Source organism: Desertivirga arenae, from assembly GCF_017355785.1.
Lineage (GTDB): Bacteria > Bacteroidota > Bacteroidia > Sphingobacteriales > Sphingobacteriaceae > Desertivirga > Desertivirga arenae.
This window is the reverse complement of the sequence record NZ_JAFEWE010000006.1, coordinates 199,064-224,577: the sequence shown is the minus strand read 5'-3', so window position 1 is coordinate 224,577 and position 25,514 is coordinate 199,064. Positions and strand designations below refer to the sequence as shown.

At 42.2% G+C, this 25,514-nt stretch carries 12 protein-coding genes; 7 read left to right on the top strand and 5 right to left on the bottom strand.

The genetic code is table 11. The annotated features are described in order from the left end of the window. Positions 1 to 13: 13 nt before the first annotated feature. The 6 genes from J4N24_RS14395 to J4N24_RS14370 all read left to right on the top strand — a co-directional run bounded on the left by J4N24_RS14395 (position 14) and on the right by J4N24_RS14370 (position 11,866). Positions 14 to 1,024, top strand: a complete 1,011-nt coding sequence (locus J4N24_RS14395; RefSeq protein WP_207534396.1) for a LacI family DNA-binding transcriptional regulator — start codon at positions 14 to 16, stop codon at positions 1,022 to 1,024. Positions 1,025 to 1,458: 434 nt separating this feature from the next. Then, positions 1,459 to 4,296 carry a SusC/RagA family TonB-linked outer membrane protein gene (locus J4N24_RS14390; protein ID WP_207534395.1) on the top strand — a complete coding sequence of 946 codons (2,838 nt, stop codon included), beginning with the start codon at positions 1,459 to 1,461 and terminating at the stop codon, positions 4,294 to 4,296. A gap of 11 nt (positions 4,297 to 4,307) precedes the next feature. Further along, on the top strand, positions 4,308 to 6,002 hold the full coding sequence (locus tag J4N24_RS14385; protein WP_207534394.1) for a RagB/SusD family nutrient uptake outer membrane protein: 1,695 nt from the start codon (positions 4,308 to 4,310) through the stop codon (positions 6,000 to 6,002). A 31-nt stretch (positions 6,003 to 6,033) separates the two neighbouring features. After that, complete coding sequence (locus J4N24_RS14380) at positions 6,034 to 9,138, top strand: SusC/RagA family TonB-linked outer membrane protein (RefSeq protein ID WP_207534393.1); 3,105 nt, start codon at positions 6,034 to 6,036, stop codon at positions 9,136 to 9,138. Positions 9,139 to 9,144: 6 nt separating this feature from the next. Beyond that, positions 9,145 to 10,899, top strand: a complete 1,755-nt coding sequence (locus J4N24_RS14375) for a RagB/SusD family nutrient uptake outer membrane protein (RefSeq protein WP_207534392.1) — start codon at positions 9,145 to 9,147, stop codon at positions 10,897 to 10,899. Positions 10,900 to 10,999: 100 nt separating this feature from the next. Next, positions 11,000 to 11,866: a glycoside hydrolase family 16 protein gene (locus J4N24_RS14370; RefSeq protein WP_207534391.1), complete on the top strand. Its 867-nt coding sequence runs from the start codon at positions 11,000 to 11,002 to the stop codon at positions 11,864 to 11,866. Between the two features lie 98 nt (positions 11,867 to 11,964). On the opposite strand, the gene J4N24_RS14365 is transcribed toward J4N24_RS14370, so the two are convergent. The 5 genes from J4N24_RS14365 to J4N24_RS14345 form a co-directional block, all read right to left on the bottom strand. Then, on the bottom strand, positions 11,965 to 13,737 hold the full coding sequence (locus J4N24_RS14365; protein WP_207534390.1) for a glycoside hydrolase family 2 protein: 1,773 nt from the start codon (positions 13,735 to 13,737) through the stop codon (positions 11,965 to 11,967). A 9-nt stretch (positions 13,738 to 13,746) separates the two neighbouring features. Further along, complete coding sequence (locus J4N24_RS14360) at positions 13,747 to 16,113, bottom strand: glycoside hydrolase family 2 TIM barrel-domain containing protein (protein ID WP_207534389.1); 2,367 nt, start codon at positions 16,111 to 16,113, stop codon at positions 13,747 to 13,749. Between the two features lie 19 nt (positions 16,114 to 16,132). Then, positions 16,133 to 18,229: a beta-glucosidase gene (locus J4N24_RS14355; protein WP_207534388.1), complete on the bottom strand. Its 2,097-nt coding sequence runs from the start codon at positions 18,227 to 18,229 to the stop codon at positions 16,133 to 16,135. A 351-nt stretch (positions 18,230 to 18,580) separates the two neighbouring features. Then, positions 18,581 to 22,681, bottom strand: a complete 4,101-nt coding sequence (locus J4N24_RS14350; RefSeq protein WP_207534387.1) for a two-component regulator propeller domain-containing protein — start codon at positions 22,679 to 22,681, stop codon at positions 18,581 to 18,583. A gap of 70 nt (positions 22,682 to 22,751) precedes the next feature. Further along, a complete protein-coding gene (locus tag J4N24_RS14345; RefSeq protein ID WP_207534386.1) occupies positions 22,752 to 23,888 on the bottom strand; it encodes a glycoside hydrolase family 43 protein in 1,137 nt (378 codons plus the stop codon). Positions 23,889 to 24,392: 504 nt separating this feature from the next. Between J4N24_RS14345 and J4N24_RS14340 the strand changes: the two genes are divergently transcribed. After that, positions 24,393 to 25,502, top strand: coding sequence for an alginate lyase family protein (locus J4N24_RS14340; protein ID WP_207534385.1), 1,110 nt, complete (start codon positions 24,393 to 24,395; stop codon positions 25,500 to 25,502). Positions 25,503 to 25,514 lie beyond the last annotated feature (12 nt).

The following is a 25,514-nucleotide window of genomic DNA, read 5'->3' as shown; positions in this document are numbered from 1 at the left end:
TAATAATTGACCAATGAAAACTCAGGTAACAATATACGATATAGCCAGGCACTTGAATATCTCGAAATCCACAGTCTCAAGAGCCCTTACCGGTCATCCTAACATCAATTCAGAAACAAGACGGTCAGTACTCGACCTTGCTGAAAAGATGGATTACCAGAGGAACACGCTTTCTATAAGTTTGATAAAGAATAAGACCTATACCATCGGAGTTTTGGTACCTGAATTTTCTACTTCTTTTTATCCCCAGGTAGTGGCGGAAGTTCAGCGTGTTGCAGCCGAGGCGGGTTATAACATAGTAATAAGCCTTTCAAACGATTGTTATGAAACAGAGGTTGCAAACGCAGCAATGCTCTTAAGCAGGAAGGTTGACGGACTTTTAGTCTCTCTATCCAATCAGACTCAGAATTTCGATCATTTGAAGAAATTCCAGCGAAGAGGTATTCCTGTAGTCCTTCTAAATAGTGTTTGTAATGAGTTGCTTATGCCAAGGGTTATGGTCAACGATTACGACGCTTCCTTTAAGGCCGTTGAATACCTTATAAGATCAGGTAAGCAGAGAATCTCTCATCTGGCTGGCCCGGGTACTTCAGCTGTTAATCAACGCCGCCTTAGCGGATACCTCGACGCATTGAAAAAAAATGGCTTACCTGTTAGGGAAGAGCTGATAATTCCCTATGATCTTAAACTGAATAAAGTAAAGATCTACGTAAGGTACCTGCTTAATTTGCCGCAGGCTGCTGATGCAATTTTCGCTGTGAACGATCCGTCGGCTATAGAGGCCATAAAAGCGATTAAAAGTTTAGGACTTCGGGTTCCTGAAGACATGGCAGTAATTGGTTTCGGAAATAACTATGGAGCCGAATGTACAGAGCCCGGACTAACTACGTTGAATCACCCGGTTGCAGAAATGGGTCGGTCGGCTATAAACCTTTTATTGCAGATGGTACAAGATGATGCTTCTAAGTGGCGTGCCATAACAAAATCACTAGAAGCTCAACTGATAGTCAGAGGTTCAGCCTGAGTTAGGAAATCCTTGAAATTCTATCCCTCGTCCTTATCCGGCGGGGGATTTATTTTTTCTACCCTGGCCCTACCTTCCTCCAGTCTTTAGGATTATTGCTTGTTTACCTAAATCTACGACTCTTCAGACGCAAGCATAAAATTTTATCCCTTGTAGCCTCATATTGGGATTTATGGGAACGGTTGCAAAAAATGGAACCGTTCCCAGTAGGAAGGATCCGGTTTTTATAATGCTTCTGCTAATTAGACTCCCTATTTTTAACCTAGATAATCAACCAATTGCTAACTAATACCTAATATGATGAGAGAAGTATACTTTCGAGGAACACACTTTATGCTCTATATTCCAGTCGGAGTGCTTGGGAAATTTTTATTACTCAGTCCCAATGACGTATTATTGACCAGGCAGATTTTTCAAAATTAAATAAGATATCGATGGGAAAATTAAGGCATAAGCTACTTGTATTAGTTTGTTCTACAGTTTTTGCAGGAACGTCTAATAATGGCTTCGCTAAGATAGCTTCAAGGAGGCCTTCAAGTCAGGTACTTAGAGATACTTCCAGGACTGATTCAGCCAGAAGCCTTCGGCAACAGATATATTTTCAAACTCCTGTACGGTTTTCAACGTCTTCGGCCGCATCTGTTAATGGCGACGATTTCTCCAGAATGCCGGTGGTTTCTTATCCAGTAGCCTTAGCCGGGCGTTTAGCAGGATTAAATGTTAATCAAAGTTCTGGTCAGCCGCTAAATGAGGGATTAAGCTACACACTTAGAAGTCAAACTCCACTCATCTTTATCGATGGTATCCCAAGATCAATTACGGAAATAGGGATGGAGGAAATTGAGTCAGTAACTGTACTGAAAGACGCCGTCGCCACCGCAATGCTGGGAGTAAGAGGTTCTGGCGGAGCGATAGCTATTACTACTAAAAAAGGTTATCAAGGTAAGCAGGAGGTGAATTTTAGCCTTCAAACCGGTCTGGCAAAATCAACTCAGAACCTGGTTTCCGCTCCTCTTGATTCTTATCGTTATGCGCTTTTGTACAATGAGGCCCTTATTAATGATGGTCTTTCGGTTGCAACCTATGGCTTTAGCGATAATGCCATTGCAGGTTTTCAATCAAGTTCTGATCCTTTAAGATATCCTAATGTTAACTGGAGGGATCAGGTGTTGAAGAACTCTGCTTCAACTTCCCGGTACAACGTAAATACTCGTGGTGGAAATCATTTTGCCCGGTATTTCGTTTCTGTTGAACATTTCAGACAAGAGGGAATCTTAAAAACAAGTGATCTTAATAAGTACTCAACCAACGCTGATCTTAAAGGTTACTTTGCCCGGTCAAACGTTGATTTAAATCTCACAGATAATCTCACCGCAGGCATAAATATTCAAGGAAGGATATTGAATACTTCGGGCCCTGGGAATGATGGGACGGATAATATTTTCTCCTCTTTGGTAACTACTCCAAGTAGTGCTTATCCAGTGTACAACGCTGATGGTTCTTATGCTGGTTCTTCTCAGTTCCAGAATAATATTGTTGCTCAAAATTTAGCTTCAGGTTATTCTTTAAGCGATACCCGTACCATCCTTTCCGATTTTTATATAAAGAGAACCCTGGATGTATTAGCAAAAGGACTTTGGATTAAAGCAAGAGCTTCATTCTTCAGCAACCTGAACGAAAGGATCAACAGAAGCAAGTCGTTCGCCGTATATGAACAGACTGGTGTGGGTGCCGATGGGGCTCCGGTTTACCGCCTGTTTAATTCTAACGGAAATCAAGCTAATAGTAATGCTATTAATTTCCAGAACAGGTCTGACTTCCAGGAGCTATCTCTGGGTTACAATCGTCAATTTAATGAGAGTGAATTAGACGCTACTTTACTCGCCAATCGAGATAATTTGGTGAATGGATCTAGTTTACCGTATACCATTCAGGGTATATCAGGCCATGCTATCTATAACTTCAGGAGAAAATACCTGGCAGAACTTTCTTTTGCGTATAATGGAGCAAACCGCTATCCTGATGACGGGGGATTTAAGTACGGCTTTTTTCCTGCTTTGGGATTAGGATGGAATATTTCTGAAGAGCGCTTTCTGAGCTCTTCGAGGTGGTTGAGCGGATTAAAACTTTACGGATCATACGGGAAGACCGGGCAGGATAATGCAGCTTACTATGTATACCAACAGGTGTATAATGCCGCTCCCACCAGTATTTTTGGTTCCAGCGCTGCTGCTGCAACCACAATTGGTGAGTCTTCTCTGGCAAATCCAAATCCTGACTGGGAGAAGGCCAATAAACTGAATGTTGGAGTTGATGCCTCTTTTTTCAAAGAGAAACTTGCCCTTGGAGTGGAATACTACTCGAATCGCTTTTACGACGTGAATGTTGTCCGGGGAAATAATTCCGGTCTTCTTGGAATCAGTTATCCAGGTCAAAATATCGGGCGAGAGAGATATTCAGGATGGGAGACGCAGTTGAGCTGGAAGCAGAATAAAGAGAAGATTGGTTATTTTCTTTCCCTCAATGCCAGTTTCCAGAAGTCAAAATTGTTGTACTACGATGAAGTGAATCAACAATACGATTGGATGAGAAGGACTGGCCAACCAATGGGAATCCAGTTTGGGTATGTGGCAGAAGGTCTTTTCCGGGATCAGCAAGAAATAAATTCTCATGCTTTGGTTGAAGGTTATCCGGCGCAACCAGGTGATATAAAATACAAAGACCTTAATCAGGACGGGATAATTAACCAGTACGACCAAACCGTAATAGGAAATACCAAGCCAGTTATCCTGTTCGGCACAACTCTGGGCTTCCATGTTGGCAGTTTTGATTTCTCAGCACTCTTACTCGGGAAAGCTAATCGCAAGGTTAATCTAAGTGCAAACAGCTACTGGGAGTTTCAAAACAGCGGCAATGGTCAGGCCTTCGAACATCATTTGAATCGCTGGACGCCCTCAACAGCTGCAACAGCAACTTATCCCAGGTTAAGCACAGGTATTGGTCCAAAAGACGGATCAGTAAACAACTCGCTAGTGTCAAGCTATTGGCTTAGAAACGGTGATTACCTGCGGGTACGCAGCCTTGAGCTGGGTTATAAAATCCCTTCCACCTATTCAAAAAAGGTTGGACTTAACATGGCGCGAATCTATGTCGCGGCCTTTAATCCCTTCACCTTAAGTTCGGATGATTTGAATGGAGCTGATCCTGAAAATTTCTCCGGTAATTACCCGATACAGAAGGTATTCAACATCGGTGTGAACGTTCAATTATAGACCGAATTATCATGAAAAGAATTAATCATTTCTTATTAGTGGCCCTGATACTTTTAGGCTCTTCCTGTGCAAAGAAGTTTGAGACTTTCCCGGAGGAAAGAACACTGGAGTCGGACGTATTTGATCCTAAGGATCAGACAGGCACACTTTCTACTGCTTATTTATTAGGAATTTATTCCTTTTTGCCGACAGGATTTAACCGCATTAGTGGGGATTTTCTGGATGCTGCTACAGACGATGCTGTACCTTCATCTTTAGCGTCTCCTATTGTGCTGTTTAATAATGGGCAGCTAACATCAACAAACTATCCCGATAATAACTGGGGCAATAGCTATACTATTATTCGTAGAAGTAATGTATTCCTTAAGAATATTCCCGTGGTTCCAATTCCGGATGATCTCCGGAAGCGTCAGGTTGCTGAAGCTCGTTTCTTAAGAGCTTTCGCTTACTTTGAATTGCTAAAACGCTATGGCGGAGTTCCACTAGTTGGCGATACGGTTTTCAATCTGGATGATGATCTTAATATTCCGAGGAATACATTTAAAGAATGTGTGGATTATATTGTTTCAGAATGTGACCTGATAACTCCGGATCTGCCAAAAGGTTCAACCGTACCGGCAACTGAATTTGGTCGTATCCCTTCTGAAGCAGCCATGGCCCTTAAGCTTAGAACATTATTGTATGCTGCTAGTCCCTTATTTAACGGAGGAGGTTTTGAAACAAAGCCCGAAATAAGAGTACTTAATGGTTACCCAACTGCGGATCCATCAAGATGGAACAGTGTGATCAGTGCGGCTGAATCGTTAATAGCTATCGGTTATTATAAACTGCCTTCAGGCGCCGGAACCTCTGCTTACTCTTCGGTATTTACCACTAAGATCAATACCGATATTATCTTATCCAAGCAATCCTCCAACTCAACTTCTATTGAGAATGCAAATGCTCCGGTTGGTTATGTTGCTCCTACTACCAGCAACGGAAGAACGAGTCCTACTCAGAATTTTTTGAATGCTTTCCCGAATTTAAATGGAACAGCCTTCGCTGGTGCCACCACAAGTTCTGCTCAGTATGAGGGTCGCGACCCTCGTCTGAAGGCTATCATCTTCCATAATGGTGTCCAGTGGCTTGGAAGAGCAGTTCAAACTTTTGAAGGCGGACTGGATAAGCCGAATGTGCCATTTAAAGTTCAAACCCGCACGTCCTACTACTTAAGGAAGTTTATGGGCGATTTCTCCACATCTACCAACTACTCGAATCAAAGTCACAACTTTCCCTATTTCAGGTTTGCTGAAGTATTACTTAGCTACGCTGAAGCTCTTAACGAAGTTGGAAGGGTAGAAGATGCCGTTACGCAAATAGGGAAGATCAGGGCAAGGGCAGGAATTACTGCAGGTACCGGGTCTCGCTATGGAATAAGGGTAGGAATTACACAATCAGAAATGAGAGACCTTGTCCGGAACGAGCGCAGGATTGAACTCGCTTTTGAGGAGCATCGCTTCTGGGATGTACGCCGTTGGAAGGTAGCCTCTACCGTTCTATCCGGGAGTCTGCAAGGGGTGAAAATAACCCAAAATGGAAGCACATTAGTATTTGAACCACAGGATGTGGCCACCCAGACTTTCAGAGACAAATACTATCACATGCCCATCCCTTATAGTGAGATAATAAGGAATACGAAGCTTATTCAAAACGAAGGGTATTATTAACGATCATCATTAAACATTTAGTGAAAAGACAATGAGAAGGATATTTTATATAATTTCAGTCCTTTTACTTCACGGCTTTAATCTGCTGGCTCAACAGCGTGTTATTACCGGAATAGTAAAGGATAATACCGGACCTCTTCCCGGAGTAAGCATTGCCGAGAAAAGTAACCCTAAGAACCTGGTCATTTCAGGGCTTGATGGAAAGTTCAGGATTTCAGTAACCAGTAATGCCCTTGTAGTTAAATCTATAGGTTTTGCCACACAGGAAGTATCTGTAGTTAACCAGACGAACCTTTCTATTGTAATGAAGGATGACCAGAAAACTCTGGATGAAGTAGTGATAGTGGGGTATGCTCAACAGAAAAAGCTGACGTTAACCGGTTCTGTAAGTTCTGTTGGTGGAAAGGAAATCAGGCAGAGTCCCTCACCAAGTTTACAAAATACGCTGGCTGGAAGGGTGACAGGTCTTACCACACAACAACGCTCCGGGCAGCCGGGACGTGATGGTGCGGCTTTCAATATTCGCGGGGTTAACACCTATACAGGTAGTTCAACTCCACTTATTTTAGTTGATGATATTGAATTTACTTATGATCAATTCGCCGCTTTAAGTGCGGATGAAGTTGAATCTGTCAGCATTCTTAAAGATGCATCTACTACTGCTATTTACGGCATCAGAGGTGCTAACGGAGTAGTGTTGGTGACAACTACACGTGGTAAAGTGGGAAAGCCACAGATCAGTTTCCAGACAGAGTATGGGTTAAATCAGCTAACTAAAAGACCTGAGTATCTGGATGCTTATCAATCAGCCTTTTTGTACAACGAGGCTGAGGTAAATACGAATAATTTGAACCCTAATCCTACGTTTGTCCGCACATTCTCGGATGCAGATTTGGAGCTATACAAAAATGGAACAGACCCTTATGGTCATCCTAATAATAACTGGACCGACCTGCTCATGAAGAAATTTGCTCCACAAGTACGATCTAATTTCAACATTTCGGGAGGTACGGAACGGGCAAAATATTTCGTATCGGTAGGTTATCTGGATCAGAGTGGACAGTTGAAGGATTACAGCGAGGACTTGAACAGCAAGTACTATTACAAGCGCTACAACTATCGTTCTAATATAGACTTGAATGTAAATAAAACCCTGGCAGTCCGTTTTGATCTTTTTGGTAATGTAGACGAGATTAATACTAATAATGCAAGCGCAAATAGTAATCTTTTCAGTGATATAGGTCGGCTTGCTGAAACAGCAGCGTTTAACTATCCTGTTTATAATCCTGATGGTAGCCTTGGTTATAGTGCATGGCAAAGGAACTCATCCGGACGAAATAATAATAACCTGATCGGCCGCCTGATGTATAATGGCTATTCAAGGTCTTTCGCAAATAACATAAACCTTGCTACGTCTGCTACTCAACAACTTGATTTCCTCGTTAAAGGATTATCTATTAAGGGTACAGTTGCCTATCGAAATCTTTACAGCTATGGGCGTAGTTTAACGAGGCCGGTAAGCGGGACAGGCTTTGTTTCATATATATATAATCAGGAGTCAAACACTTATTCATTTGGTCAGCGTGATAATGCCTATCGATTAACAACTCCGTCCTTGTCGTATGATGCTAGAAGCACAGACCGGGCTCTTACACTACAAGGATTTTTAAACTACAACCGTTTCTTTGGGAAACATCATGTTACTGCTCTCGCGCTTTATAATTTTAATAATAAGACAGGTAATAGTGACAATCAAGAGTACAATTTTATCCCTGAGATATTTAAAGGCTTTACTGGCCGGCTGAATTACGATTATAATGAAAAGTATCTGCTTGAGGTCAGTGGTGCATACAATGGAAGTGACCGCTTCGCGAGGGGCCGCCGTTTCGGATTTTTCCCCGCGGCAGCACTGGGCTGGAATATCTCTCAGGAGGAGTTTTTTAAGGAAAACATAAAGTTCATAGACAATCTCAAACTTAGAGGCTCATACGGCTTGGTAGGACAGGATAATACAGGAGGCGTTTATGCCTACAGATCATCTTATACTACCGGTAACGGAACAGGTCTTTTTGGAATGGCTCCTAACAACGGTTTCGGTACCACGGTAGAAGGTACGCTGGGCAATGATCAAGTAACCTGGGAGAAAGAAAAGAAATTGAATTTAGCTGTAGACTTTGGACTATTCCGGCGCCGGCTGACAGGTACTGTAGAATATTTCAATAATCACAGATTCGATATAATTACAAGCAGAGGGACAGTGTCTGCTATATTCGGTCAGAATCTACCCCTTGTTAATATCGGGAAAACCAATAACAAGGGCTGGGAAGCAGAATTAGCTTTTAATGATAAAGTAGGAAGGGATTGGAATTATTCAGTCAAAGGAACTTATTCTCTGGCTAAAAACAAAATAGTGTTCCGTGATGAAGCTCAACCGCTTTACCCTTGGCAACAACAAACGGGGCAGTCTATTGGGTCGGCTTTAAAGTATAGTTGGACAGGCGAGTTTTATACAGAAGCAGAAATAGCTGACGCTTCTGTTCCAAAGCCTACTATCGGAGGACGCCCTGGGGACCTAAAATACAAAGACCTGAACGGAGACGGTACGATAGATGCCAGCGATCAGTCTTATTTTGGCTATACCAACTTACCTAACACAATCTTCGGTCTTTCACTGGGGGTAGGGTACAAAAGACTTAATGTTTCTTTATTGTTTCAAGGTGCGGCAAACTTTGTTGCAAGTGCACAAGGGGCCGTAATTCACCATAACGCAAGTAATGCTCTGCCGATCCATTTACAGCACTGGACCCCTGAGTTAGGAAACAACGCAAAATATCCACAGGTATATAGAACAGCGTTAAGTCAGAGCCCGAGAGACTTCTACTCTGATTTCTGGGCTATACCAGGAGATTATCTTCGCCTTAAAACTGCAGAAATAAGTTACGCTTTGGGTCCAAAGACAGCTGGTAGGATAGGCGCGAAATCCGTTCGTATATATACAAATGGGTACAATCTTTTAACCTGGACAAAGCTTGATAAGTTATATAGCAATTTAGATCCTGAAATATTGGAGTCGGTGGCCGACCTGCCCTATCCACCTACAAGGATCTTTAATATGGGTTTAAACGTTACATTCTAAGTCTTTATGAAAACGAAGATATTCACGATATTTTTCATGGCTGCAGCCTTTGTGGCTTGTCAGAAATCGTCCCTTTTGGATGATAAAACTAACGGACTTACCGAGGAGGTGGTTTTTGCAGACAGTATTCAAAGCATGAATTTCCTGACAAAGATTTACCAGGATGCCGGCTATACTTTTGGTCCTTCCCGTTTTTCTTCTGCAGGCGGTTCTGGTAACACGGAACTTGCTACAGACAATGCTGAAGGGAATGACAATCTCTCTGTTTGGGGTAATGCTTATGTTCAAGGAACCATTGGGCCTTCTAATGTGCTTACCGGATTTGGTACCGATAAGGATTTCTGGTCTACTCCTTATAGAAATATCAGAAGGGTAAACCTACTGATATCAAAATTACCTGAAACACCTTTTACTCCCCAGATGAAACGTCGCCTTCAGGCCGAGGCCCGTTTCCTTCGTGCTTTTTATTATTCTAATATGATTGCAGCTTTTGGCGGTGTACCCCTGATTGGCGATAAAGTTTTTGGTATCAATGACATCATTAATATCCCAAGATCATCTTTTGCCGATTGCGTGAATTATATCAGTTCGGAACTGGATGCGGTTGCTGCTAATCTTGCAAATGTGGTGTACAAGGACGCGGATTACGGTCGTATTACACAAGGAGCTGCACTCGCCCTTAAATCTCGAGTTCTGCTTTATGCTGCAAGTCCCTTGTTTAATGGAGGCTCCACAAGTACTGATGCCAATGTTGTTCCTTTAACTGCTTATCCTTCTGAAGACAGAAATAGATGGAAGATAGCGGCAGATGCAGCTGAAGCAGTGATCAATTCAAATAAATATGCTTTAAATATTGAAAATACAACACGTCCGGGTTATGGCTTCTATCAATTATTTCTAAAGCGGCTGAACAGCGAGTACATCTTTGCTTATAACCGTCCTGTGCAAAGGGAATTTGAATCATACTACCTTCCCCCAACCCGGTCTGGCGCAAGTATAATGAAACCAACACAAAATCTTGTTGAAGCATTTCCGATGCGGGATGGCAAGACAATTATCGAAAGCAGTACCTATAGTCCTAATAACCCGTATGTTAACAGGGATCCGCGTCTGGAAAATTCGATCATTTATAATGGGATGGTTTATCAAAGCAATTCAGGTACGAAAACAGCCGTTCTCACTTATACCAGTACAGGTTCAACGATCGCCAATACTACTTCCGACGCCTATACCCCGGCAAATAAGTTCACGGGTTATTTCTCACGTAAAATGCTCGATGAAAATTTAGCCAGTTCAAGTGCCGGTAACACTGAGAGAGCATGGCCTTTGATCAGGTACGCAGAAATATTATTAAATTACGCAGAGGCGATCAATGAGATGGGAGAACCTGAAAAGGCAATAGAAAAGCTTAAATTGATCCGTGAGAGAGCAGGTATTTTACCGGGTGCGGATGGCCGTTACGGAATAAAAGCAGCTATTGGTGTAGCTGAATTGCGCGAGCTGATCCGGAACGAGCGACGTATAGAACTGGCTTTCGAAGATCACCGGTTCAATGATATCCGAAGATGGAAGATCGCTTCGACTATTCTAAATGGATTTAATAAGATCGATATCATTACAAGGACGGGGACAAATACCTATGTTCATACTATTGGAAATGCCTCACGCCCCCTTAAATTCCGTGATGCCATGTACCTTTTGCCAATTCCTTTAACAGAGATTCAAAAGATGCCAATGATGGTTCAGAACCCGGGATACTAAGATTTTTTTTACAAATTTGATGACACAGCACTGTGCCCTGTTTAGGGTCAGTGCTGTAGGCATTTGGTCCTGGCGAAAAACACACATAAAAAATAAATAAATGAAATTTCAATCGATTAATCTCCAGGTCGTTCTGGCTGGAGCATTGCTTTTAACGGGAGCCTGTAAAGCATTGAAAAGCGATGATGCTAGAAGAGCCTTTATTAAGGATGGTTACCAGCTAGTTTGGACCGATGAATTTAATAATCAGGGAGCGCCTGATTCCAGGAACTGGATTTATGAGATAGGCCTGGAACGTAATGAAGAGTTGCAATGGTACCAAAAGGACAATGCCTGGTGCGAAAATGGTTTGTTGATCATCGAAGGCCGCAGGGAGATTAAACCAAACCCTTGGTATAAGGAAGGAAGTACCGAATGGAGGAACAACCGTAAGGAAATTAATTACACTTCTACCAGCATCAAAACCAGGGGTAAGCAAAGCTGGCAGTACGGACGTTTCGTGATGCGTGGGAAAATTGATATCAGCGGCGGTTTGTGGCCGGCCTGGTGGACCCTGGGAGAAAAGGGTAGGTGGCCGGCTACCGGAGAGATCGACATGATGGAATATTACCGGAAGAAACTTTTGGCAAACATAGCATACAAGGGTGTGGATAATGGAGCCGCCTGGTTTAGTGTGGAGCGGAACATTGATTCCCTGGGAGGGAAAAACTGGGCTTCTAAATTCCATATCTGGAGAATGGATTGGGATGAAAACGCCATTGCTTTGTTTGTTGACGATATATTATTGAACAAAGTGAGCCTGGATAAATTGGTTAATCAGGATGGAACAGGAATCAATCCTTTCAAACAACCTCATTACATGCTACTAAACCTGGCCATAGGAGGACAGCAGGGGGGCGATCCCTCAGCTACAGCCTTTCCAAATCGTTTTGAGGTAGATTATGTGAGAGTGTATCAAAAGAAATAGGTCGCGATGTAAACGAACAAGCCGGCTCTCTTGGGGATTGGAGCCGGCATTGATATAACCAATTTAATTAGAGGAAATAAGGTGTTAGGTTTATTTCTTTATTCCTTACTTAGTTCTTTGTAGTAGTTGTACATTACGTACCATGCTTTCTTCTTGAAGCCCTTATCGGATAATAGTCCTTTTCTATTCCAGCCCTCCTGATACTCCGCCTGCATTCGGAAGGGACTGCGGAAGTCTGCCAGGATCCATGGACAAACACCACGCAGGAAAGGGATACCCTTAAACATGTTAATATTGTCGCGGTATAACTGTTCCTGGTGTTCCTCGGTCCACAGACTCGCGGTATCTTTAGAACCATGATTCCCATACAATGCCTCACTGCCAAACTCACTGATGATTAGAGGTTTCTTGAAATTACTTTTCCAGATCACATTTCCAGGTTCTGCCGGCCAGGGATGATACCATCCCATATATTTATTTGCTGCAAGTACATCCAAGTGTTCACTTAAAGGATCATCGATAAGGATCTCATTCTTGTTCTGTTTGAAATGGTCAAACGCAGAGGAAATCAGGCGGGTTGGATCGAGTATGCGTGCTTCTAATGCCATTGCTGCAAGCGTTTCATTGCGCTCTTTTCCTGGGCTGGTCTCATTTGAAATGCTCCAGATGATAATGCCACAACGATTTTTATCCCGCTCGATCATCTCCTCCAGCATCTTTCCTGCTTTTTGCCTTATCTCAGGATTTCCAAACTGTATACCTTGCCAAACAGGGATCTCTTCCCACATCATCAGGCCCATTTTTTCTGCCATCCTAACCGTTTGTTCACTTTGAGGATAATGAGCGAGGCGAACGAAATTACAACCCAACTCTTTAGCTGAACCAAGTAAGCTTTTCGCATCTGATTCTGAATACGCTCTTCCTGCACACGCGGCAATTTCTTCGTGAAAACTAATACCCCGCAGAAACACGGGCTTTTTGTTCAATAATATTTCGCCATCTTTTACTTCTATAGATCTGAATCCTATTTCGTCCTGAATAAGGTCTTCTTTTGTTCTAAGAAGAACTTTGTAAAGACGTGGATGTTCGGGTGACCAGGGTGATAGCTTTGCTGTAAAAAGGATTGAAATATAACCATTAGAGTCGGCCCGGAGGGCTTTCCGGATACCTGCCTCTGGAATCTCTAGAAAGACATCTTCTTTCCTTTTTGTATTCAATTTCACCCAACCCGCAACCTGATTGAGAGAGCCTTTTTTAAGTTGAATAAAGTAATCACTGATTGAAGCAGAAGGAATTTGTACCAGTTTTACACTTCTGGTAATCCCACCGTAGTTCCACCAATCGAATTTTAGTGCCGGAATGTTGTTTTCCTTTCGCTGGTTGTTGACTTTGACAATCAGGAGATTTTCCCCGTTCTTCAGTTTAGCGGTAGCGTCGAATTGAAAAGAGGTAAATCCTCCTTCATGGCTACCGAGTTTTTCTCCGTTTAAAAAGACATCGCATTGGTAGCTAACTGCACCGAATTGAAGAAATACGAGCTTGTTATCTTTCGGACTATAGTTGAAATTCCTTTTATACCAAACAATACCTTCATAGTATTTCAACTCTGGTTTCTGAGAATTCCAGTCGCCGGGAACCTGCAAGCTCATGCTATTATCAAAAGAGAATTCCAGGAATTCATTCTTCCCGGAAGGTTTTTTGTCACGAATAATATTTTGATTAGCATTATCGTACCAATCCACCACTACATTCCATTTCCCATCTAAATTCAGAGTATCCCTTACAGCGCTTTTCGTATAGGGTTGAGCCTGGAGTGTTCTGGCGGACACCAATATCAGCAAAGCTAAGATCAGAAGTTTTCTTTTTTGCATATACCTGAATTATTCTGGAATGGCCTTTATTTCCAAATTTGCTGCTTTTAAGCCCGGACTTGTAGCCTGGATATTGATCTTACCTGATTTGTTTTTGCTGCGAAGGACCAGTAAGCATTTACCCTCATGTACCTTTCGCATCTTTGCTACAAAAAATTCATCAGACATGCGGTTACCGTTTGCCACGCCTGCAATATCAGCAGGGCCCTCTACTTTGAACTGAATGTTGTTTGCTGCATCGGGAACCAGAACCCCGTTTTTGTCAAGTACATTTACTTCAATATAAGCGAGATCGAGTCCGTTGGATAATATCTTGGTTGAATCAGTTTTAAGAACAATACGATTAGCTTCTCCAGCTGTTTTTATCTCATCTACAGCTATATCTTTCCCGTCTTTCCTGGCAATAGCCTTAATGCTGCCTGGCTGGAAATCGAGTTCCCATATAATCTTATTCTTAGCGAAATCTTTCAATTTCTTTACACCTAGGGACGTACCGTTAACGAAAAGTTCCACCTCATCACCTGTTGTAAAGGTGTAAAGAGTAAGTTTCTGCCCCGGCTGCCAGTTCCAACTTCCACTCATTTTAAGTGTGTTCATAAATACGTCGTTCCACACCCTGGCATCAGTATGCTTCGCGTCGAAGACTGCGATCTTAACCATTGGCGATTCAGAATAAAGGCTTTGAATGTAGTAGGAGATGGGCTTCCAGAAATCACACCAATCAACAATCCCATTCCAGCCTTTAGAGGGCCACGCAAATGATTCCCCGATATAATCGGTACCTCCCCAGTAATATTGCCCGCATGCATACGAATGATCGTAGTTGAAGAAGTTTTCACCGCCATTATCAGTAGTCATTTCACTTGCTAAAAAGATCAATTGAGGGAATTTAATACGGTCGCGTTTATAAAACCTGGTCATGTAATTATCGCTCATTACATCAGTATAAAAGGCCATAGGAGCAGGCTTATCTTCATCTCTGGCTGGATAGAGGCCGCTTGTTATCCTCCTTGTAGGGTCAATCTTTCTGACGGAATCCATCATCGTTTTCAGTAGATCTACGAACCGTAAATCCTTATACTCATTTTTAACAAACACCTCGTTGCCCACGCTCCAGATGAAAACAGAAGGATGATTCCTGTCGCGTTTCACAAACCAGGCCAGGTCTGATTGCCAGTTCTTCTCGAAGTCGTTGTCAGCGCCGTAATACTCAGCTTTCCACTTGTCGAAGCTTTCGTCAAATACCAGGATGCCCAGCTCATCGCAAAGATCCAATACGCTCTTATCCTGAGGATTATGTGCAAGTCTTACAGAATTGCATCCCATCGCTTTAAGTCCTAATAAACGGCGTTTATATCCTTTTGGAAATGCTGCTGCACCAAGTGGACCAAGATCATGGTGGATATTTACTCCTTTCAGGAATACCTTTCTTCCATTAAGCAGGAAGCCTTCTTCAGGAGTAAATTGAACTGTGCGAATACCAAAACGATTTATCTGAACATCTGCGGTATCAGAGTTAATAACAATTGAACTTCTGGTTTTATAGATTTTGGGACTTATGATGTCCCATCGTTCTGGATCCTTAATTTTTGTTTCCTGCTTTAAAACATAGGTCTCACCTGCTGCAAGTGGAACTGTTGCTGTTATCGATTTTACTACCTTTCCGGAAGGGGAGTATATTTCCGTATTTACAGTCGCAAGTGCACTGCCAGTAGTCTTGTTCTCCACTTCTGTATGAATAGCAAGTTCAGCTTCTTTATCTGTTACTAACGGGGTTGATATGAATATTCCATTTACTGCAAAATGCAGGGGATGATAGATACGCAGCCAAACATTCCGGTATATACCCTCACCTGTATACCATCTCGAACTTAATTTATAAGTATTGTCATACCTTACAGCCAGGGTATTTTCTTGTCCGGGTTTTATATAAGGTGTAAGATCATAGCTGAAGCTAGTATAGCCATTCAAGTGTTTTCCAAGAAGAGTTCCATTGATCCATACTTCTGAAGCCCGGTATACTCCTTCAAATTCAATACTTACTTTCTTGCCCTCCAAATCTGCAGGAAGAGTGAACTTCTTTCTATACCAGCCGATATGCCTTGGTCGGTAACCATTCTGCCTGGATCCGCTTACCGTGTCAAAACCTCCGGCAATACTACCATCGTGAGGAAGATTAACAATTTGCCAATTTCTATCATTGTAGCCGGGATGTTTAGCAGAGTGTTCATCGCCGATCCTGAATTTCCAGTCGAAATTCAATAGCTTGTCTTCCCGTATCTTGAGTGGGATTTGTCCGAGTGCTCTTCCAAAAAAGAAAAAGAGGAAGAGATAAAATAACGCTGTGAGATATATTTTAAGATTTATCGTGGTCATGTGAGAATGCTTATATACGCTACAGGGTAATGATATCGCTTAGCTTCAGATTATCCGAAGAGCCTCCTACGCTTATTTTAAATGCTCCCTTTTCAAACTTCCAATCGTGCTTCTTAACGTCATAGAAAGAGAATGCATCTGATCTCAGAGTGATAGACACTTCCTTGCTTTGTCCTTTCGGAATCCAAACCTTTTCGAAACCTTTCAACTCCTTAGAGGGTCTGTCTACGCTGGATTGAATATCAGTTACATAAAGTTCAGCGGTCTCAAATCCATCCATTGACCCAGTGTTGGTGATGGTAAAAGAGACCCTTACTTCCGAATTTTTTTTGTTGAGAGGACTCAACCTTATGTCGCTGTATTTAAAGTCGGTGTAGGAGAGACCAAAGCCAAAAGGATACAGAGGTTTAATGCCTTTCTTATCAAAGTGGCGATACCCAACAAAAATACCTTCCTTATAATTTACGGTTTTGGAGGCCCGGTTTTCATCATAGTTTCCGTAAGCTGGCGAGTCCTTCCAATCTCTTTCTATGCTGAAGGGTAGTTTTCCTGAGGGGTTTACCTTTCCAAAAATTACTTCGGCCAATGCATTGCCGCCCTCAGTTCCTGCATACAGTGCATGAACTATCGCACCTGCTTTATCATTCCACCTACTCATATTAATACCCCCACCAGCATTTATAACAACTATTGTGCGCGGATTAGCCGTTGTGACGGCTTGTATGAGGGATTCCTGGGCCGGACTAAGATCAAAAGGCCGGTCCTGACCTTCCTGCTCCACAAAGCTGTTCATTCCTGTAGCAAGAATCACTACATCAGCCGACTTAGCTAACGTTGCTGCATTTTGCGGATCTGCTCCTTCGTCAAAAAATACCTTGGTTCCAGGATCGGCACTTTTTATAATCCCATCGAGGATACTTACTGCGTACCAGGGATGAACTTTTGAACTTCCTCCTCCACCGTACACGTAGTTTTTGCTTTTGTGAATGCGGTCTGTATATAGGAAGGGATTGGCGTTTTCACCGATAACTGCTATGGTTTTAATACCTTGTTTTAGGGGTAATAACTGGTTTTCGTTCCGTAGAAGGACGATGCCTTCTTCTGCTACTTTCTTTGCAGTAAGATTTGCTGAGGCATTAAATAGTGGGATTGACTTGTCTTGCTGCGGACGATCAAAGAAGCCAAGTTTCATGGACGGGTAGAAAATCCGTTTTACCATATCGTCTAAACGAGATTCTGTAAGCTGCTTCTTTAATAGGGCTGCTTTGATACTGTCACGTCTGAAGTGCTTGTAACTTCCCATCTCCATATCAAGACCGGCATTTGCTGCACCCGCAGTAGAATAAGTGCAATCCCAATCACTCATTACTGGTCCTTTAAAGGCCCATTTCTTCTTCAGGATAGTGGATAAGGTATAATCGTTTTGCGTACTCCATATTCCATTAATTGGATTATAAGCCGCCATTAATGCATATACACCTGCATCCTGAACCGCGGCTTTGAAAGGAGGAAGGTAGATTTCATGCAGGGTACGCTCATCAATGACCGAGCCTGTTTTATGGCGGTCGAACTCCTGCTCATTCCCAATGAAATGCTTAACGGTAGCTGCCACTCCACGGGATTGGATTGCCTTAATAAATGGAACAATAAGCTGCGAGGTGAGGTAAGGGTCCTCACCATAATATTCAAAATTTCTGCCCGATTTTGAAGAACGGTAGATGTTAACACCTGGACCCAGAAAGTAATGTATTCCACGGCTACGCCATTCCTGGCCATAGGCATCTCCCAGTTCCTGCATCAAATTCCTGTTCCAGGTAGCTGCGGCCATAATAGCTGCAGGAAATGCGGTAGCCCGACCATGAATACCCCAGGATGCAATACCTAAGGGACCATCAGCCATTATCATAGAGTCGATCTTTAATCTTTCTACAGGATGGAAGTAGAAATCTTTGTAGCCCGCCAGCATATCAATTTTCTCATCCAACGTAAGCTTGCTTACCAGATCGTTTATCCGGAGTTCTGTCTTAGCATTTTTGTCCTTCCATACAGGATTATTCTGTGCAAAGACCGGTAAAAGTAGGGTTAGATAAATAATCAGAAAAAAATAGAACTTCATGTGTGGTTTATAAGGGAATTAGAAGCACAATTTTCCGGAAAAAAGCAGAGTCATCAGGTTGCCAAAACGGTCAGATATGGGTTGTTTTTTCGGAAAGCTGTGCTTTAACTGTAGCATTTAGGCAATTAATAAGAAGACCAGATATCTTTAGGATTGTTGAAGGTTAACTGGTAGTTAAGAAGGAAGTGGGCAGGAGGGAACGCGCAGGTCACTCGGATTTTACCGGGTTTGGCCCGGGTTCAACCCGCGTCAGGTCCCGGCTTTACCCAGGTAGTGGCAAGCGGGGGGTGTAGCGGTTATCTTTAATTGTAAAAAGGAAGCCTGTTTCTCTAGAACAAGCTTCCTTTTGTTTTAGTGCTTTATTTTAGTGCCCTTTTGAAATAGAGGCTTATTGCGCTTGGAAAACTCGGAAGGAGTCATTCCGAATAGTTTTACAAACTGGGTACGAAAGTACTTGGTATTACTAAAGCCAGCTTCGTAAGCTACTTCATTAATATTAAAATCCGTGTTTATAAGCATCTCCGCTGCCTTTCTTAAGCGGATCAAGCGGATAAAGTTAGTTACAGTATACCCCGACATTGATTTAACCTTACGGTAAAGGTTGGAGTGGCTCATTCCTATCTCAGAGGCAAGTACTTTAATGCTGAAATTTTGATCGGTCAAATGTTTTTCGACGATGTCCATACATTTCTGGAGGAATTTCTTGTACTCGTCAGAAATTGATACAGTATTTGATTGTAAGGTGATCTCGTTATAGAAATAGCTTTTCAGATTGTTCCTTGCATTGATCAGATTAGCTACGCGCGCACGCAGGATCTCTTTCTCAAAAGGTTTGCCTATATAATCATCTGCTCCGCAATCAAGTCCCCTTAGCTTATTCTCAGATGAAGTACTTGCTGTTAAAAGAATCACGGGAATATAACTCAGAGCTGGATCTTGTTTTAGCATGCTGCACCATTCAATTCCGGTCATTCCCGGCATCATAACATCGCATATTACCAGATCGGGATTCTTTTCTTTTACCAGAGCCATACCCTCTTCGGCATTGGTTGCTTGATAAACATTGTATTCGGGACTAAAGATAGACTGAATATAATTCCTTATCTCATGATCATCATCAACGGTGATGATCGTTTTACGATCGCTGAAGATACCCTGAACATCGAAGGCTTCTTCCTGAATAGCTGGTGCCACTACTTCTTTTTCATCTGCCAGCTCTTCTATAAACAGCGATTCAGATGTTTCCTGCATTTGAATAATTTCAGCGGGAAAATGCTCCTTTCCCTTCTTTAATGTTAATGAGAAAACAGTGCCTTCATCCACTTTACTGCTATAGGTCAGTTGACCATAATGCTCTTCCGCGAACTGTTTCGCCAGGAAAAGACCTATTCCAAAACCTGCTTTAACAGGAGAACCGGATTCCTTGTGCTGATAGAATTTCTCGAACACTTGTATGCCTGCCTTGTCACTTATTCCACATCCTGTATCGCTCACTGCGATTATAAGCGTTGACTTATCTTCTGTGATATCGACTGCGACTTTGCCGGCAGGTGGGGTAAATTTAAGAGCATTTGAGATTAAGTTAAAGAGAATGATCTCCAGCTTCTCACGATCGGCATAAAGAGTAGTTTCTTCAGCATGATTTGAAAAATCCAATTGAATACCTTTGGATTTTGCCTGCTGTTTAAAGCATAGTACCACCTCGTTGCAAAACTGCTGAACATTTAAGGGAGAAACATGAAGTGGTACAGTCCCCGCATCTGCTTTGCGGAATAAAAGCAACTGGTCCACAAGGCTTAGCAGACGCCTTGCATTCCTATACACAATATTCAAATCTTTTTCTTCAACCTGCTGATGATTCATCATCATATCCTTCAATGGATTAATGATCAAGGATAGAGGAGACCTGAACTCATGAGAGATATTGGTGAAGAATTCCAAACGTTTCTCGTTGATCTCTCTTTCTTTCTCCTGAACCGCTTTTTGTTTCTTCTCGTTGGCTACGGCAAGTTTTACTTCGTATTCAAGCTGCGTCTGGCGAATTTTATATCTGAAATAGAGGTAAATGATACCTGCAAGGGCAAGTACATAAATAAGGTAGGCTAGCCAGGTGCGATACCAGGGGGGAAGTACCGTTACCTCAATCGCAATTTGTTTTTTTATCCACGCGCCATCACGGTTACTACAATTAACGATAAATGTGTAATTTCCGGGAGCCAGATTGGTGTATGTGGCTGTCCGGGAGGTACCTGCAGAAATCCAGTTCTTATCCCAGCCCTTCATTTTGTATCGGTAATAAATCCGCTCTGCACTGGGAAACTGAATGGCAGTGAAATCAAAAGTGAAGATGGCCTGACTATAAGGTACTTTAAGTTCTTGTATCTGATCCTCACCCCAGCGGCTGACATAAGGGCTAAGCGCTTCAAGTGGAGCATTATTTACTCTTATTCCTGAGAGTACAAGATTGGGATCTTTCCGTATCGGTGATATTTTGCCGGGATCGAATATGGTAACACCTTTTAATCCTCCAAATGCAATTTCACCTGTAGAAAGGGCGAGGGACGCGTTGTAATTAAACTCATTGCTGGTCAAGCCATCAGCCCTGGTGTAATTTCGAAATGTTCTTCCTGCGGTATTGAAGCAGGATAGGCCGTTGTACGTACTAATCCAAAGGTTCCCCTTTTTGTCCTCCTGTATGTTCAGAATATGGTTATTACTCAGACCATCCTCCGTGGTATAGCGTTTAATGATCTGGCCTTTGTTCCTGTCGAAAAGAACAAGGCCCGCCTCTGTTCCAACCCAAAAATTTCCCTTGGTATCCTCGTGTATCGCCCTTACAGGCTTCTTCATCGGGAAATAGCGGTATTTTTTATTTTTTGTATCTACCCTGATAAGATTACTCCAATCTCCACCCCAATGTTGCCCGCGGCTATCCTGTTCAAATACGAGAACATTTCGAAGGCTTGCGTCAAAACGTTCGAACTGATTGTGGTTCTTATTAAACAGGTACATACCATTCTGGATGGAGCCTGCCCATAGACGTCCCCCCCTGTCTTCGTATAATAACCAAAACGTGGTGTTATTTTCATTTCCGGGAAGGTTTTTACCATAATAGGTGACAAATTTATTTGAAGAGGGGAGGTACCTGCTAATACCGCCATCGTAAGTAGCCAGCCAGATATTGCCGGCTCTGTCCCGTTTAATGTTAGTGATGAAATTTCCGCAAATAGAACCTGGGTCGCCGGGGCTGTGCTTATAGTTTGTAAATTGATTGGCAGTTCTGTTCCAGATACTAAGTCCGCCCCCATCAGTTCCAATCCATAATTTATCAGGTGACTGCTCCAGGAAGGAGAGTACAAAATTGTCGCTCAGAGTATTTGTAGAGCCGAATTCTCTAGAAACGCTTTTGAATTTTGCTTTATTGGGGTCAATGATGTTCATCCCACCACGCAAGGTTCCCACCCATCTTCGCGACTCCTTATCGCAGTACAATGCGGCAATTGCATTGCTGGAAAGAGATACTTTGCCCGGCTTATTTGTAATATAGCTGAACGTCTCATTATCGAGATGAAGAATGTTGATACCACTGCCATCTGTTCCCGCCCAAAGCTCATTGTTGCTCACCTTTACTAAACTGGTAATTTGATGGGATAGTAGTCCCCCGGCACGCTGCTGATAGAGCTTTTCTGCTTTAAGCGTTTTTGTATTATGGCGATAAAGACCTTTATTGGTAGCAATCCAAAGATGCCCGCGGTCTGCCAACATGGAATAAGTGTAGGGTATTGAACTATCCAGAGTAATAATACGTTTGCTTTTGTTATCAAGTCTGCAAAGTCCTGCTCCGTCTATTGTAAGCCAAAGGTTCTCTTGTTCATCCATTGCCATCGCCTGAATGTTATAAGAGAGAATTTTTTTACCATCTTTGACCAATGGCAACAGCAGGCCTTCATCAGGTTCACCTTTTGAATAATAAATAAGCCCTTTGTACTCCATTGCCGCATAGGCATTTCCGGCTTTATCTGTCTCTACGTCTTTTATTAGTAGCTCGGCTTTCTCTGCAGTATCTTTGTCTGTTGCCTTATACCTCGCTATCCTAAAGTTACCTGATAGGGTATTGTAAATACTTAGACCATGATGTGTAGCAATCCAGAGCTTCCGATGTTTATCTTCTGCAATAGCACTTACCCAGTTATCGCTGAGAGAATTCTCATCGGTTTCCTTGTTCCGGAAAACCTTAAATCCATAGCCATCATACCTGCAAAGTCCATCTGATGTGCCAACCCAGATAAATTCATTTTTGTCTTGAAATATACATCTGACGGCACTATGTGATAAACCATCCTCTACATTCAAATAGTCAACATAGGGCACATCTTGTGCCTTCAGGGCCAGATTATTAAGTATAGATGTAAGGAATATCCAATAGATTGGTAGTGCCTTCCAGAAATTCATAGCAGGTTAGTTTTGGGTGCTGTTTGAGATAAATCTACACAAATATGGAGCAGAAATAAAAAACTTCAGTCTAAAGTCGCCGATTAAAAATGCCCAAGTTCCATTCCTCTAACCAATTTATTTCAACCTTTTCACCATTAAATACCAAAGGAAGCCATAGATATCTGCCGTTTATTGCATCCTTAGGATCCCATTTATCAGCCATGAAAATGAAAGCGTCTTTTTTATTTTGAACGGGTAAAATGTAAGTACTTTGTCCGCCGTACGTCTTTTGAGCACCCTCTCCCGTGCAGGGGTTGCCTTCATATTTCCAGGGGCCATAGATGGAGTTAGACGTAAATAATCTGGCTGGGTTTGGCGCCCAACCCGTACAACCCGATCCAATCATATAATATTTACCATTCCGCTTAAAAATTGCCGGGGCTTCGGTTTCGAATCCTGGGTATACACGGGAAAATTTGCCCGTATGTGAGGTATAGTCATCATTCAGTTCTGCTATATGAAGCGTTTTATTTTCTTCCGAGGAAAAAATATGATAAGCTTTATCATCCTCGTCAACGTATAAGGTCATGTCTCTGGCCATCTGACCTCCCTTTAAATCGCGGAGAAAAATGCTATCAACCTTATTTGCCGGCTTTTCAATATTTAACTTTTCAGTAGCTGCTGTTTCTTTGGAATAATAGGGAAGCTGGCCTGCATTCGGACGAAAACTTCTGATAAACGTATAAGGACCATTAGCCTTGTCGGCCGTTGCAACGCCTGTTCTCGCAGCTGAATATCCTTTTCCCGCTAATTCAAGGTGGAACCACATGACAAACTTTTTGGTCTGTTTGTTATAGATAACTTTTGGTCGCTCTAGAATACAGCCTTTAGTAATATCGCTGTTAGGATCATCCGAAACTTTTAAGGCAATCCCATAATCTTTCCAGTTGTATAGATCACGGGAGCTATAACAATGAACCCCAACATGAGCAAGGTTGCCTGCTTCTCCTTCAATCTTATGCTCCCCGAACCAATAATATAGCCCCTCATGGTAAAGAATACCACCACCGTGGGCATTAATATGCATGCCCTTATTATCGGGCCATATAGCTCCGGGTTTAAATGATTTTAGTTGTGCTTTAAGGAAGAAGGGAAGATGGAGAATGAGTATCAACAACAGGAAGAATTTCTGAGGTGCCCATTTGTTCCTTTTCAAGTTTGTCATTTTTTGCTTTCGTTTAATCAGGCAATTTCAGCTCTTTTTGCTGAAAAAGGAGGATTCAAATTCGGCAGAAAGGCGGTTTAAAATGAGCGAGACCTTTCAAAAGGTCATTCAGGAATAGTCTGAGGGTAATAATGCTTAAAAATAATCCCTAATCTGCCGGATTAAAGCACCTTAATATTTTTGAATTGACCTGATGTTTGAAATATCAAACCAAACAAACCAATTTATGAGAAGAACATTGAATTAAATTGATCTAGCAGACAACGATGAGCCTTTGAACTCTGTTTTGTCGTAGCAAATAAGATTATGAAATTTTCTTGGTTTTGAGTGTTATTGAGGTGAAAAATTGAACTGGTTTTCTTTTAGTTTTTGAAACCGTTCCCAAAAAATGGGAACGGTTTTATGGAAAAAAACAACTGGATTCCAACTTTAGGTCATTTACCACACTTATTTTTGAAACTCCCTGCAGGAAAAAAGCAGCGTATAACTAATTATACCCCTATAATGAACACACTTAGATTACGAATTTTTTACGGACTAGCCGGAGCATTTATTTTGCTTGCAACATTTACTTCATCTGCATCAGCCTCTGGAGCAGCGATGCACCCTCAGGAACAGATTGACTTTGTTAAGCAACAATTAAAGGAGAAAAAGGAACCTTACGTATCAGCATTTAACCTTCTTATGCACCGGGCTGATTCTTCATTTGCCATATCCCATCATGCTGTAGAAGATTTTAGCGTACCCGGATTCTATCAGGACAAAGAGGGGCACCGTCGTTTGTCCTTAGGTTTGCAGGTAGATGGCATGTCGGCTTACAGTTGTGCCCTTGCCTGGAAGTTAACGGGGAAGAAAAAGTATGCCGAGAAGGCTCTTTATTTTATGAAATCATGGGCAGACGTGAATAAAAAGTACTCTCAACTCGACGGATCTCTGGTAATGTCTTATTCCGGAACTACTCTGATGATTGCTGCTGATCTGTTGAAAGATTATAAGAAATGGAAGCCGGCAGACCGGGCGCAGTTTGATAAATGGACGAGAAATGTCTTTCGTCATGCTGCTAATAGCATACGGTTTAGAAATAACAACTCGGGCGATTGGTCGCGTTTAGCATCCATTTTAGCTAATGCCTACCTTGATGATAAAGCAGACCTTCAGGAAGATATCAGGTTGATCAAGAAAGACCTTTTCGACAAGATCGCTGAAGACGGCCATATGGTAGAGGAAGTTAAGCGTCAGGGAAACGGGATCTGGTATACTTATTTTTCGCTTGCTCCACTAACTGCATCGTTGTGGGCAGTTTATAATGAAACAGGGGAGAACCTGTTCTTTATGGAAAAAAATGGAGCTTCTATCAAAAAAGCGCTTGACTACTTATTGTATTATAACCAGCATCCGCAGGAGTGGAAGTATTTTAAGGACCCTGTTACCGGTAGTATTAATGCAATGTACGGGTTCTGGCCGGGAAACCTCCTGGAAGCAATGAGCAATATCTATAACAGCGCCGAGTATAGAACTTATATAGCCCCTTATCGCCCTATAATGTATGCCAGGCACGATTATGCCTGGACATTTCCCACTTTGATGCCTTTAAGTTTAAACGGGTATAAGTAGATCTTTAGATAT

Excerpts from the sequence above, each read along its gene's own strand:
- J4N24_RS14380 (WP_207534393.1), top strand. The coding sequence starts at position 6,034 with ATGAGAAGGATATTTTATATAATTTCAGTCCTTTTACTTCACGGCTTT.
- J4N24_RS14395 (WP_207534396.1), top strand. The coding sequence starts at position 14 with ATGAAAACTCAGGTAACAATATACGATATAGCCAGGCACTTGAATATC.
- J4N24_RS14390 (WP_207534395.1), top strand. The coding sequence starts at position 1,459 with ATGGGAAAATTAAGGCATAAGCTACTTGTATTAGTTTGTTCTACAGTT.
- J4N24_RS14370 (WP_207534391.1), top strand. The coding sequence starts at position 11,000 with ATGAAATTTCAATCGATTAATCTCCAGGTCGTTCTGGCTGGAGCATTG.
- J4N24_RS14375 (WP_207534392.1), top strand. The coding sequence starts at position 9,145 with ATGAAAACGAAGATATTCACGATATTTTTCATGGCTGCAGCCTTTGTG.
- J4N24_RS14365 (WP_207534390.1), bottom strand. The coding sequence starts at position 13,737 with ATGCAAAAAAGAAAACTTCTGATCTTAGCTTTGCTGATATTGGTGTCC.
- J4N24_RS14355 (WP_207534388.1), bottom strand. The coding sequence starts at position 18,229 with ATGAAGTTCTATTTTTTTCTGATTATTTATCTAACCCTACTTTTACCG.
- J4N24_RS14350 (WP_207534387.1), bottom strand. The coding sequence starts at position 22,681 with ATGAATTTCTGGAAGGCACTACCAATCTATTGGATATTCCTTACATCT.
- J4N24_RS14345 (WP_207534386.1), bottom strand. The coding sequence starts at position 23,888 with ATGACAAACTTGAAAAGGAACAAATGGGCACCTCAGAAATTCTTCCTG.
- J4N24_RS14340 (WP_207534385.1), top strand. The coding sequence starts at position 24,393 with ATGAACACACTTAGATTACGAATTTTTTACGGACTAGCCGGAGCATTT.
- J4N24_RS14360 (WP_207534389.1), bottom strand. The coding sequence starts at position 16,113 with ATGACCACGATAAATCTTAAAATATATCTCACAGCGTTATTTTATCTC.
- J4N24_RS14385 (WP_207534394.1), top strand. The coding sequence starts at position 4,308 with ATGAAAAGAATTAATCATTTCTTATTAGTGGCCCTGATACTTTTAGGC.